Annotated in this window: 10 protein-coding genes, 1 tRNA gene and 1 riboswitch; of the genes, 8 read left to right on the top strand and 3 right to left on the bottom strand. The window is 57.3% G+C overall.

From position 1 onward, the window contains the following. Positions 1–98: 98 nt before the first annotated feature. Positions 99–617 (bottom strand): ankyrin repeat domain-containing protein, encoded by a 519-nt coding sequence (locus H9646_RS11645; RefSeq protein WP_191723529.1) that lies wholly within the window; start codon positions 615–617, stop codon positions 99–101. Between the two features lie 211 nt (positions 618–828). On the opposite strand from H9646_RS11645, the gene H9646_RS11640 reads away from it, so the two are divergent. The 3 genes from H9646_RS11640 (at position 829) to H9646_RS11630 (ending at position 3,947) form a co-directional block, all read left to right on the top strand. Beyond that, a tRNA-Ser gene (locus H9646_RS11640) sits at positions 829–916 on the top strand. A 577-nt stretch (positions 917–1,493) separates the two neighbouring features. Further along, complete coding sequence (locus H9646_RS11635; protein WP_191723528.1) at positions 1,494–3,002, top strand: SLC13 family permease; 1,509 nt, start codon at positions 1,494–1,496, stop codon at positions 3,000–3,002. Then, a complete protein-coding gene (locus tag H9646_RS11630) occupies positions 3,003–3,947 on the top strand; it encodes a lactate/malate family dehydrogenase (protein ID WP_191723527.1) in 945 nt (314 codons plus the stop codon). It abuts the gene before it with no gap. A gap of 385 nt (positions 3,948–4,332) precedes the next feature. Here the strand turns inward: H9646_RS11630 and H9646_RS11625 are convergent, their stop codons facing one another. After that, the gene (locus tag H9646_RS11625) at positions 4,333–4,998 is read right to left on the bottom strand and encodes a GntR family transcriptional regulator (protein ID WP_318244916.1); all 666 of its coding nucleotides are present in this window, start codon (positions 4,996–4,998) and stop codon (positions 4,333–4,335) included. 250 nt (positions 4,999–5,248) lie between these two features. Here H9646_RS11625 and H9646_RS11620 point away from each other — a divergent pair, with 250 nt between their 5' ends. From H9646_RS11620 to H9646_RS11600, 5 genes are read left to right on the top strand one after another with little or no spacing between them, the layout of a single operon-like run. After that, on the top strand, positions 5,249–6,292 hold the full coding sequence (locus tag H9646_RS11620; RefSeq protein WP_191723526.1) for a TRAP transporter substrate-binding protein: 1,044 nt from the start codon (positions 5,249–5,251) through the stop codon (positions 6,290–6,292). A 60-nt stretch (positions 6,293–6,352) separates the two neighbouring features. Next, on the top strand, positions 6,353–6,979 hold the full coding sequence (locus tag H9646_RS11615; RefSeq protein WP_191723525.1) for a TRAP transporter small permease subunit: 627 nt from the start codon (positions 6,353–6,355) through the stop codon (positions 6,977–6,979). Then, complete coding sequence (locus tag H9646_RS11610; RefSeq protein WP_191723524.1) at positions 6,976–8,259, top strand: TRAP transporter large permease; 1,284 nt, start codon at positions 6,976–6,978, stop codon at positions 8,257–8,259. The genes H9646_RS11615 and H9646_RS11610 overlap by 4 nt, the downstream gene beginning before the upstream one ends. 27 nt (positions 8,260–8,286) lie before the next feature. Further along, complete coding sequence (locus H9646_RS11605; protein WP_191723523.1) at positions 8,287–8,964, top strand: DUF2848 domain-containing protein; 678 nt, start codon at positions 8,287–8,289, stop codon at positions 8,962–8,964. 14 nt (positions 8,965–8,978) lie between these two features. Continuing rightward, positions 8,979–10,277 carry an amidase gene (locus H9646_RS11600; RefSeq protein ID WP_191723522.1) on the top strand — a complete coding sequence of 433 codons (1,299 nt, stop codon included), beginning with the start codon at positions 8,979–8,981 and terminating at the stop codon, positions 10,275–10,277. Between the two features lie 157 nt (positions 10,278–10,434). On the opposite strand, the gene thiC is transcribed toward H9646_RS11600, so the two are convergent. Beyond that, the gene (gene thiC / locus H9646_RS11595; RefSeq protein ID WP_191723521.1) at positions 10,435–12,363 is read right to left on the bottom strand and encodes a phosphomethylpyrimidine synthase ThiC; all 1,929 of its coding nucleotides are present in this window, start codon (positions 12,361–12,363) and stop codon (positions 10,435–10,437) included. Between the two features lie 306 nt (positions 12,364–12,669). Next, positions 12,670–12,791: riboswitch (TPP riboswitch) on the bottom strand. Positions 12,792–12,972: the final 181 nt, after the last annotated feature.

The raw sequence follows: 12,972 nt of genomic DNA, 5'->3' as shown, positions 1-12,972 counted from the left end.
CCAAGCGCTTTGCCTTATTCACATTGAGCATCTTTTAATACGCAATCTCTTTCAAGCACAGCGCAGGGTGCTCTTCAAAATTTCAAATACTGCATGTTTTAGTCTTGAAGCCGCTGCTGCAGCAAAGCCACCGCATCATGGGCATTCATGGCGGTGGCACACGCCAAAGCCGTCGTTCCCTGGTGATCTGCCTGGCGGATATGCGCACCGCGCTCCAGCAGCAGCGCCACAATGTCCGTGCGGTTGAACATGGCTGCAAACATCAACGGCGTGCGCCCATCGGGCGATGGGCCATCTACCTGCGCACCATGGTCCAGCAGCAAGCGCGTCATCTCCAGATCACCTTTGAATGCAGCGCCTGCCAATGGCGTCTGGCCTCGTCCGTTGGGCATTTGCGCATCCGCGCCATGCTGCAACAACACCCTGGCAGCATCTGCATGCCCGTAATAACTGGCCAGCATCAACAAACTGTCGCCTTTTGCGTTGCGCAAAGTGGCTGGCAACCCGTTTTCCAGCCACTGTGTCAATTGCAACGCATCGCCCTTGCGCGCTGCATCAAACACGCGCTCTGCAAACTCCAAAGTCGCATCATCCAACGCGGGGTTTTGCTCATCCATTGCGACCACCTTTCACACCATTCCAACAATCAAGCCACAGCTGTGGCGGCATGCAAGCAGTGTAGAGACTAGCTCGTACGCTATGGTTTGTGCTTATCGATGGCCAAGATTGAAGAAAGCAATCGCCTGCACCATCAACCCCACAGCCTCACTGCCTGCGCCCACGCTTGAAATTTCTGCGTCCATTCCTTGTGTAGAATACGCAGCTTACGGAGGTTTGGGTGAGCGGTTTAAACCAGCAGTCTTGAAAACTGCCGACTCGCAAGGGTCCGTGAGTTCGAATCTCACAGCCTCCGCCAGATAACTAAGAAAAAGCGCCTTTCAGGCGCTTTTTCTTTTTCCTCTATCGCTCTGTCTACTATCAAATATTTGAGATTGCCCCACACTGGACCGATCCCTGCCAGCTGTCTGTTGAGATGACTGCTTGCTGTATCTCAATTTCTTTTTTCAATCTCATACCACTAGCTTGCCCCATCTACCGGGCCCGCCACCAGTCATGCAAAGCCTGAGCTTCATCGCTCAGGCTTTTTTGCATCTAGACCTCGAATGCAGCTGCGGATAAAGACCTCCCCGATAAAAATCACAATGTGGTGCACGGCTTTGCAGGTGACATGGTCTTCGGTGCTTCATGCCTGACTGCTCATCAGGCGGGCTTCGATTTGCAGGCACAACTGGCTTGCCATTTCTCACTGTCGCAGGGGTCAATGCACAGCCAGCACTGGCACACAAGGCTGCAGCGCAGGCGCAGCCACCCACTCCCTTGACACACATCAAGATTGCATAGAAAAACACCTCTTATCTGAAGCATGGGGCTGTGCACAAGAACTAGCATAGTTCCAACCAATCTGATGGTTTTTACTCTTGCGAGGAACTCATATGGCATCTATGCCTGCACCCGAAACCGGCCCGATCACATCGAAACCGGAACCTGATTCAAATAGAAAGCTAGCCTATCTGCTGCTGGGCCTGGTGCTGTACGGCATCGTTCTGGCCTTGCCCCAGCCAGCCGGACTGACGGACTCGGGCCAGGTGGCTCTGGGCCTGCTGGTACTGGTGGTGGTGCTGTGGATCAGCGAATGCGTATCACCCGCCAACAGTGCCGTGGTATTGACCGGTGCCGCCGTGCTGGGGCTGATGGGAACATCACTTACCGAAGGCGGCAAGGTGATGAATTCATCGGCTGCGCTGAGCACCATGCTCACCGGTTTTTCGTCCACCGCTGTACTGCTCGTGGCTGCCGCGCTGTTCTTGGCTGTAGCGCTCAAGCACACTGGGCTGGACAAACGCATCGCGCTGATCGTGATGAGCAAGATCGGCGTATCGCCAGCCCGTCTGATACTAGGGGCCATGATTGTTGGCTTTGTGCTGGCCTTGTTCATCCCATCTGCCACCGCCCGCGTGGGTGCAGTGATTCCAATCATGATTGGCATTACTGCCGCTCTGGGGCTGGCTGTGAACAGCTCGCTGGGCGCCACGCTGATGATCGTCACCGCCAGCGCCTGCTCCATCTTCAACATGGCCATCAAAACCGGCGCTGCACAGAACATCATCAGCCTGGACTTCATGCAGCAGGCTTTTGGCCGCACCATCACCTGGGGCCAATGGTTTGTGACGGCGCTGCCCTTCACCATCGGCATGTGCGTGGTGCTGTTCTTTGCTGCACTGTGGATTTTGCGCCCCCAAGTGCCTGCAGGTGAAGACATGGCTGGCAAGCTGCGCCAGCAACTGACCGAGCTGGGCCCGGTCACCGCCGTGGAAAAACGCCTGATCGCCGTGGCTGCATTGCTGCTGGTGATGTGGTCCACCGAAGGCATGCTGCACCCTTTTGACACCACTACCACCACCCAGATCGGTATTGCTCTGTTGCTGATGCCAAAAATTGGCGTGATGCACTGGTCGCAGGCTGAAAAGCTGGTGCCTTGGGGCACGATCGTGCTGTTTGCAGCGTCTATCTCGCTGGGCAATTTGCTGTCCAAAACCGGTGCGGCTGGCTGGCTGGCACAGCAAACGCTGGGCCAGATGGGCCTGTCTGCGCTGCCTGTCGTGGCGGTGATTGCAGCGCTGTCAGTGTTCAGCATCGTGCTGCACTTGGGCTTTGCTTCGGCAACCGGTCTGGCCAGCACCCTGATCCCCATCATGATCGCTTTCACGCAGACCCTGCCCGTCAGCCCTGAAACAGCTTTCGGCATCGTAATGATTCAAAGCTTTGTGGTTTCCTTCGGCTTCATCCTGCCCACGAATGCGCCGCAAAACATGCTGTGCTACGGAACCAATGCCTTCAACACGGCCCAGTTCGCCAAGGTGGGGATTGTGGTCACGCTGGCTGGCCTGGGGTTGATTTTGCTGCTGTCCGCCACGCTGTGGCCTGCTATGGGAGTGCTGTAAATGGGTGCACGTATTGGCATTATTGGCGCTGGCCAGGTGGGTGCGGCAGCAGGGTATTTGCTGTCGGCCACGCCCGGCATCAGCCAGGTCATTTTGGTTGACCAGAACGTTGCCCGCGCTGCCGGCGAGGCGGCTGACATTGGCCACGCCGCTGCCTTTGGCACGGCTGCCCGCGTCAGCGAAGGCGACTATGCCGATCTGGCCGGAGCCTCGGTGGTGGTGATTACTGCGGGTGCCAGCCTGAAGCCCGGCCAGACGCGCCTGGAGTTGCTGCAGCAGAACCTGAAGATGACGGACACCATCATCGGCCAGATTCTGAAAGTGGCCCCCGATGCCGTGCTGCTGTTCGCCACCAACCCGGTGGACGTAATGCCCGCCATCGCCGTGCACCGCTATGGGCTGCCACCGGGCCGTGCAATTGGCACCGGCTGCTCGCTGGACTCGATCCGTTTTCGCGACCGGCTGGCCGATTACCTGGGCGTGGCACCACCCTCTATCCACGCCTATGTGCTGGGTGAGCATGGCGACTCGTCTGTGCCCAACTGGAGCAGCGCCCAGGTCGCTGGCATGCCCGTTACGGCTTTTGCGGCGCAAGTGGGCCGCCCGATTGATGCGGCCATGCAACTGCAAATTGCCGAAGATGTGCGCACCTCGGCCTACCGCATCAAGGCGGGCAAGGGTGTCTCCAACTTCGGTATTGGCGGCTGTATTGCACGCCTGGTCAAAGCCATCGTGGCCGACGAGCAATCGGTGTTTGCGGTGTCCACCTGCATGCCTGAGCTACTGGGCGTGCGCGACACCTGCGTCTCCCTGCCCCACCTGATCGGCGCACGCGGAGCCTCTGCCCCGTTCATGCCAACCCTGGATGCCGCCGAAACCGAGGCACTGCGCAGCAGCGCTGCCTTGCTGTCCACCACCATCGCCGATGGCCTGCAATTGTTGTAAAGCCATAGCAATCAACAAAAAGCCAGCTCCTAGTGAGCTGGCTTTTTTCATCTCATCAGAGCATTGCTTGCTGCTTGAACAACTTCTCAGTGACAGAAGGTACTGCGGTTTTATGCGGTCATAAGCTGCCTTGCAGGACAGCAAGACAGCAGGGTGGCCTGTTGAGCACACTGCTTTATCCACGCTGCAATGCATGGAGACAGCACGCATGCAATCACCATCGAAATAAAAAAGAGCCGGAAGCAGTCAGGAATCGCATGGAGTGATCCGTTGTCTCCATGTCAGTTTCACATCCATCACCACCGGGCGCTGTTGCATTAGCCGCTTCACACAAGCCGGCACTGTGGCGTGGACTGATTGGTGCCACAACAACGCACACACCCCATCAGGACCGGGCATTGATCAGCGCATTCCTGAACGACAGCACATGGTCAGAAATTGCTTGCTGCGCAGACTCGGCATCCCCTTGCTCCAGCGCATCCACAACCAACTCATGCTCATCTTGAACTTCATTCATATGCCCGCTGCTGGAAAGTGAGATTGCCCAGAAACGCTGTGAACGGGCATGCAGCACACGCAAGACATCGATAAGCACAGGATTGCGAGATGCAGTGGCCAGCACTTCATGGAACATGCCATCCAGGCTCATCACCTCAGCCACAGCGCGATTGGCCACGGCCTTGTTGTACGCCAAATTGATGGAACGCAGCTGCTCAATCTCTGCCTTGGTGATGTTCTTTGCCGCCAGTTTCAGGCACAGTTTTTCATTGACAAGACGCACATCAATCATGTGCAGCGCGTCATCAATCGACAGAGGCGAGACCATCACGCCCTTGCGGGGAATGATCTGTATCAGCCCTTCGTTGCCAAGTCGATGCAGCGCATGGTTGATGGGTGTTCTGCCCATGTCCAGATCGCTCATCAAAACGGCAGTATTCAGGTACTCACCCGGTTTGTACACAAGGGTAGTTAAACGCCCATGCAAAAGCTCATAGGCCTGCTCATTTTGCGAAACAGCTGAACCTCTTTTATTGACTTGTCGGGGTATCACACGTATCTCCGTTGTTCCATTCAGCTTGTAGCAATCTTATAAAAATTTCTGACTGGCATGTTTCTCGCTTTAGCAGGATTGTCGCTATTGTGAAATTTCACAACAATTTCAGAAAGAAGGGAAAACCCTCTTACAACTAAAAGAGTTCTTCTTCTAAAGTTGCAGTGAAATTTCACAGTAATTGCAGATTGGTGCATCACCGCACCATTTGTGCTCATCCTGGCCTCAGGCTTTCTGAAAGGACATCATCATGAAACGTGCTCTCTCTGTTTTTGCGTTTGCCATTGCATCTTTCACTCCTGCAGCACAGTCAGCTGATCTGCCTGCAACCAAGGTGAAAGTCGTTGGGGCTCTGAGCAATCTGACTCTGTACAACGATTTTGAGAAGCCTTTCTGGACCAAGACCATCCCCGATGCCTCGGGCGGCAAGGTAACTGCCGACATCAAGGGTTTCAATGACATGGGCCTGAAGGGGCCTGAAGTCATTCGCTTGATGAGCTCCGGCGTGATCGAGTTTGGCACTTCAACGCTGGCCTACTTCGCAGCCGACAACCCCATCAATGAGGCCATCGACCTCGCAGGTCTGGCCACCGATGTAAAGACCGCGCGCGCAGTGACAGATGCATTCCAGCCTGCCTACGAAAAGTTCTATGGCAACCAGGGCATCAAGGTGCTGGGCATGTCCACCTACCCCGCACAGGTGCTGTTCTGTAACGCCGACATCAAGGATCTGTCTTCCCTGAAGGGCAAGAAGGTGCGCACTTCCAGCCGCACTCAGGCTGAGTTTGTGGAGGCTCTGGGCGGTCACAGCGTGACCATGGCTTTCGGCGAGGTAGTGCCTGCGCTGCAAAACAAGGTGGTGGACTGCGCGATCACTGGCTCGCTGTCTGGCTACTCCGCCAAGTGGTACGAGGTCTCCACCCACCTGTACGCACTGCCCATCAACTGGAACCAGCAGATTCACGCAGTGAACAAGAAATCCTGGGACAAGCTCAACCCCGGTGTTCAGGCGCTGATCGCGGACAAGTACAAAACCCTGGTCAATGACATCTGGGCTGGCGCGGCAAAACAGACCCAGGAGGGCTACGACTGCAACACAGGCGCAGCTGCTTGCAAGGAAGCCGTGAAGGGCAAGATGGTTCTGGTCCAGCCGACCGCAGCTGACAAGGCCGCGCTGAAGCAGATCTTTGAAGAGAAGGTTCTGACCAAGTGGGCTGCTCGCTGCAACGCGCAATGCGTGGGTGATTTCAACGCAACGATCGGCAAGGTCGTGGGCCTGACAGCAAAGAAGTAATTTTTCTTTAAACAGCATGAAATTGGCGGATTCGTCCGCCAAGCTTTAAAGGGACGAGTCATGAACTTAGCTGCACAAAAACAGTGGGCTCCGCTTCGCTTGGCCAACGTACTCTCACAGTACGCGGTCTGGGCAGCAGGATCCCTTCTCATCGCCAGCGTCTTGCTTATCTGCTTTGACGTTGTCGCCCGCAAGTTCTGGAACTTCACCACCGGTGGTGCCGATGAACTTTCAAGCTTTGCTTTTGCCATCAGCACCAGCTGGGCACTGGCCTTTGCCACCCTCCAGCGCGCCAATGTGCGTGTGGACGTGCTCTACCAGAAACTGCCCGTCAAGCTGGCTGCGTTTCTGGACTGGCTTTCTGTCGTGGCTCTGGGCGTTTTCATGGTCTTTCTGACCTACTACGCCTGGGACGTGCTGGCCGCTTCATGGATACAAAGCTCCACAGCCAACTCCACCATGGCAACGCCGCTTTGGATTCCACAGGGCATGTGGTTCATCGGTCTGGCCTGGATGTGCATCGTGATGACCTTGATGCTTGCCCGATCGTCTTACCTGCTGGTGACTGGTGACATCGGTGCATTGCAGCTGTTGTGCGGTGTTCGCTCCGCCCAAGAAGAAGCGCAAGAAGAGGCCGCCAACGGCGAGCGTTTGATCCAGTCCGAGAGAGAGCAGGTGAAAGCATGATTGCAACCGCAATGACCATTTTGCTGGTGCTTATCGGGTTGAGTATCCCGGTTGGCGCCGCCCTTGGCGTTCTGGGCCTGACCCTGGACCCCATGTTTTCTGAGCTTCCGCTGACGCGAGCACTTGGTGAGATCTCATGGAACTCCAACAACGAGTTCCTGCTGGTCGCCATTCCTTTGTTCATCTTGCTGGGCGAGGTGCTGCTGCGCGCCGGCCTGGCAGAGAAGATGTACCAGTCCATGAGCCTGTGGCTGTCGTGGCTGCCCGGAGGCTTGATGCACGCCAACATCGGCGCGTCCACGCTGTTCTCGGCCACTTCCGGCTCCAGCGTGGCCACTTCTGCCACCGTAGGCACTGTGGCTATTCCACAGATCAAGAAGCACGGCTACAAGGAATCCCTGTTTCTGGGCAGCCTGGCTGCTGGTGGCACCTTGGGCATCTTGATTCCGCCGTCGATCAACCTGGTGCTGTACGGCGTTCTCACGAACTCTTCCGTGCCCAAGCTGTATCTGGCCGGCATCATCCCCGGCTTCATGCTGGCGGGGCTGTTCATCCTGACGATCATCATCGCCTGCGTTCTCAAGCCTCAATGGGGTGGCAAGAAGATCCACGCCAGCTGGGGTGAGCGTTTTCGCAGCTTGGTGAACCTGCTGCCTCCGCTGGGCATCTTCTTTTTGGTGGTGGGATCGATCTACGCAGGTCTGGCAACCCCTACAGAGGCTGCTGCGCTGGGCGTGTTCGGTGCGCTGGTGCTGGCGGCGTTCTACCGCCGCCTGTCTTTGAATATGCTGCGCGAAGCTGTCGAAGGCACCATGAAGTCCACCGCAATGATCATGCTGATCGTGATCGCCGCGGCCTTCTTGAACTTCGTGATGTCGGCAACGGGTTTGACCAATGCGATTACTGACTTCATCGGTGGCCTGGGTCTGTCTGCAGGCTGGATGTTGCTGGTCCTGGTGGTCTTCTATCTGGTGCTGGGCTGCTTCATGGAAACGCTGTCCATGATGATCACCACGATCCCCATCGTGGCCCCCGTGATGATCGGTCTGGGCTACGACCCCGTATGGCTTGGAATCATGATCATCATTTTGGTTGAAGCCGCCTTGATCACCCCGCCTGTGGGCATGAACCTCTTCGTCGTGCAGAGCTTGCGCAAGTCTGGCTCCATGAACGATGTGATAGTGGGTTCACTGCCCTTTGTCGCAGCCATGTTCGTGATGCTGCTGCTGCTGGCCCTCTTCCCGGCCATTGCCATGTGGATGCCCACCACCTTCGGCTAACTGTTTTTGAAATCATTGGAAATACAAATGCAAGCTACCTTCAACATCGAATCCAAAGGGCAGACCCGTGCCGTGGAAGTTGAACTGAACCACCTGATCGTTGCGGGCTGGGCTGGCCGTGACATTGCCGCCATTGAGCACCACATCGAAGAGCTGGCCGCCATTGGCGTGCCGCGCCCAACCAGCGTTCCCCTGTACTACCGCATTGGTGCAAACCAGTTCACGCAAGAGCCTGTGGTGCAGGTCGTGGGCCCGCACTCATCCGGTGAAATCGAAGCACTGGTGTTTGAAGCCGAAGGTCAGCTGTGCCTGAGCATTGCCTCTGACCATACAGACCGCAAGCTGGAGGCTTACAGCGTGGCCTTGTCCAAACAGGTGTGCGCCAAGCCAGCGGCCAAAGACGCTTGGCTGTACGCTGATGTGGAAGAGCACATCGACTCCCTGATCCTGCGCTCGTGGATCACTGAAAATGGTGAGCGCAAGCAGTACCAGGATGGCCCCATGTCTACCCTGCGCACACCGCGCGATCTGATCAGCGGCTACGACGGTACATTTGCGCAAGGCACTGTGATGACCTGTGGCACCGTTGGCGCTATCGGTGGCATTCGCCCATCGACAGTGTTCGAGATGGAGCTGCACGATCCGGTGTTAAACCGTTCGCTGCACCACCGCTACGAAATTGAAATCCTTCCCGAAGTTGCCTGATAAAGATTGCAGCCATGTCCAAACATTGTGTTCAACGAACCGAAGCAGCGCTGCAAGCCATTGCCGCTGCTGGTGATGAAGGTGCTCGCATCTTCGTCAAGGTTTACACCGCATCCGCAAGGGCAGAGGCTGCAGCAGCCGACGCCCGGGCCGCAGCTGGCATCTCTTTGAGCCCTATCGATGGCCGTATCGTATCGATCAAAGACCTGTTTGATGTATCTGGCGAGCCCACTACCGCTGGCTCCAAGGTGCTGCGTACAGCGCCACCGGCCCAGCAAGACGCGGTCATCGTGCAGCGCCTGCGCTGTGCAGGCGCTGTGATCATTGGCAAAACCAACATGACCGAGTTCGCCTTCTCGGGCATCGGCATCAATCCGCACTACGGCACGCCTGGCAATGCCAAGGATGCAAGCCGCATCCCCGGAGGCTCGTCTTCTGGTGCGGGTGTTGCTGTGGCACGCGGCATGTGCGAGATTGCCATTGGCTCCGACACCGGAGGCTCCATCCGCATTCCCTCAGCGCTGAACGGCGTCACCGGCTTCAAGCCCACGCAGGCGCGGGTGACACGCGAAGGGGCATTGCCCCTGTCGTACTCGCTGGACACCGTTGGCCCATTGGCCAATGATGTGCTTGACTGCGCCAAGACCGATGCCGTACTGGCTGGCCAGAAATGGGAGCCATTGATTGTGCGAAGCGTTGATGGCCTGCGTGTAGGCATCCCTCGTGGCCTGCTCTTTACGCATGCGGATGAGCAAGTGCTCAAAGCGTTTGAATCAGCGTTGGGGCAGTTGACAGCCAGCGGCATCAAAGCCGTGGACGCGGATCTGGACCACCTGCTTGGCGCGCCATTCAAGCTCCAGGAAAACGGCACCTTGATTGCCTGTGAGGCGGCTCAGATCCACCAGGAGCTGTTTGCCAATGGCACAGACGATCAGCTGGACGAGCTGGTCAAAGCACGTATTACCCGTGGGCAAACGGTTGCAGCTTCACACTACGTTTCCGTGCAGCAAGCGCGTGCCAAGTTGCAGCCGCAGCTCGATGCAGCCATCGCAGACTTCGATGTACTGCTGCTGCCAACAGTTCCAGTCGTTGCTCCGACGATCCAAAGCCTGGACGACGCGGCAGAGTTCAACCGCACCAACATGCTGGTTCTGCGCAACCCGTCCGTCTTCAACTTCTACGACCTGCCTGCAGCTTCTATCCCATTGCCCCGCTCTCAAGGCGAGTTGCCAGTGGGCCTGATGGTCGTTGGCAAGCGAGGTGCTGACCGCGACTTGCTGGCGCTCGCCCAAGCCATCAGCGCCAGTCTCTAAGTCCTAAAAAAACGCCTTCTCAGAGCTGCAAAAGCACCGAGATCCACGAAGCGCGCATTGCTGATGGCAGCAGCCATTTCAGTCGCGCTTCGTGGATGTCTCAGTGCTTTCAAAGCGGATGCCCAGCCGCCTGGGTCAGCCATCCGCTACATGCGGCTTATGCCTGCACTTTGGTCAATGGAATGTAGAGCTGCCCACCCGTGCGGTTAAATTCTTCTGCTTTGGCCTGCATGCCAGCTGCAATGCCCTGTCCCTCAGCCAGCCCCTTGGCGGCTGCGAATTCACGCACTTCCTGCGTGATTTTCATGGAGCAGAATTTGGGGCCGCACATAGAACAAAAGTGAGCCACTTTGGCGCTGTCCTTGGGCAGGGTTTCGTCGTGAAAGGCACGGGCCGTGTCAGGGTCCAGGCCCAGGTTGAACTGATCTTCCCAGCGGAAGTCAAAGCGCGCCTGGCTCAGTGCATCATCGCGTGAACGTGCACCCGGATGGCCCTTGGCCACATCAGCGGCGTGCGCCGCAATCTTGTACGCAATGATGCCTTGCTTGACGTCATCACGATCGGGCAGGCCCAGATGCTCCTTGGGCGTTACGTAGCACAGCATGGCCGTTCCCATCCAGCCAATCATGGCCGCGCCAATAGCCGATGCAATGTGGTCGTAACCGGGAGCAATGTCGATGGTCAGCGGGCCCAGTGTGTAAAACGGCGCTTCGTGGCAAGTTTTGAGCTGCTCGGTCATGTTGGCCTGAATCATGTGCAAAGGCACATGCCCGGGGCCTTCGATCATGGTTTGCACATCGTGCTTCCAGGCCACTTGCGTCAGCTCGCCCAGCGTAGCCAGTTCAGCAAACTGTGCTTCATCGTTGGCATCAGATGCGCAGCCGGGACGCAGACCATCGCCCAGCGAGAAGCTCACGTCGTACTGCTTCATGATGTCGCAGATGTCTTCAAAGTGCTCGTACAGGAAGCTCTCGCGGTGGTGTGCCATGCACCACTTGGCCATGATGGAGCCGCCACGCGAGACAATGCCCGTGCGGCGCTGCGCCGTGAGGTGGATATAGGCCAGACGCACACCCGCGTGGATGGTGAAATAGTCCACCCCCTGCTCGGCCTGCTCAATCAGTGTGTCGCGAAAGATAGGCCAGGTCAGGTCTTCGGCAATGCCGCCCACCTTTTCCAGTGCCTGGTAAATCGGCACCGTGCCAATTGGCACAGGCGAGTTGCGCACGATCCAGTCACGCGTGGTGTGAATGTTCTTGCCGGTGGACAGATCCATCACGTTGTCCGCACCCCAGCGAATGGCCCAGACCAGCTTTTCCACTTCTTCTTCGATGCTGGACGTCACGGCAGAGTTGCCGATGTTGGCGTTGATCTTGACCTTGAAATTGCGGCCAATCGCCATGGGTTCAATTTCGGGGTGGTTGATGTTTGCCGGAATGATGGCGCGGCCACGGGCCACTTCGTCACGCACAAACTCAGGGGTGATGATTTTCGGAATGGAGGCGCCCAGACTGTTACCGGCCAGACGCGCTTCACGTGCGGTGTCTTGCTGGTATTGCTGCATCCACTCGCGGCGACCGTTTTCACGCAGCGCCACATATTCCATCTCAGGCGTGATGATGCCGCGCTTGGCGTAGTGCATCTGGGTCACGTTCTGGCCAGATTTAGCGCGGCGCGGCTGGCGCTGCAGTGCGGCGGCTTCTGCGCGCAGCTGCGCAACGCGGTTGTCTTCTTCCCCGCGCTTGCCACCATCATCGAGCGCCATGCGCGGGCGCCCCACGTAGAACTCGCTGTCGCCCCGCGCCTCAATCCATGCACCGCGCACGCTGGCCAGCCCTTGGCGCACGTCGATCTGCGCCTGAGGATCGGTGTAAGGGCCGGATGTGTCATAGACACTGACCTGCTCACCGTTAGTCAGTGCAATATCACGCACCGGCACGCGCAGCTCAGGGAGCAATGCGCCGCTCAGATAGCTTTTGGTGGATGCAGGAAAAGGCTGCCGCGACTGGGCCAGCAGCTGTGCAAAACGAGTGGCATCTGGTGCATTGCCAGCAGCGGGGGTAAAGATGGAATCGGGTGCGTTCATCGCGGTCTCCTCAAAGGCCAAAGCGGGGATAAAGCGCTCCGAGGAATGCGTGGCTCTGATCTGGCCGTAGCTTGCGATGGACTGCATCCATCACAGACCACGGTGCACCTTGGTGAAGCAAGAGATACCAAGGGTTCGGTATCGTCTTTACCAACCAGAATCTGCTGATTCCGGCCATGGCTGACGCGCCATGAGGTCAGTCCATAAAAGACAAACCCCAGTGCGCGAGGCGCCTGGGGTGTGCTGTGCCGCATGAATCACGACCAAGGACATGGAGATGCCATCAAGCTGTCATTCACTGGCCCTGCGTCAGGGTCCCGCTCTTCTTACGCCGGTATGAACCGGATCAAGTTCGTCGGGTTCGCAAATCAGAGATTTTTCAATCTCTTTTTGCATCTCAGCGCTTTCGCACACCCCGGAGCTGCTCAAAGTATACCGACCTTTGGCAGCAACAGCGCATGCTGCATGCGGCCCCCTAGGGGTAAAACTTTTTCACCATTGGCCATTGCACCAGCTGGTGCACGTGCAGCGGCAGGTATCCTGCCTAGCCCTTTGAGATGGAAGCATTGCAGCCATCAAAAACCTTGCGATGTGGAAAATTCGCCAAGT

The sequence above is a fragment of the Comamonas avium genome, assembly GCF_014836675.1.
Classification (GTDB): Bacteria; Pseudomonadota; Gammaproteobacteria; order Burkholderiales; family Burkholderiaceae_C; genus Comamonas; species Comamonas avium.
This window is presented reverse-complemented; position numbering and strand designations above follow the sequence as displayed.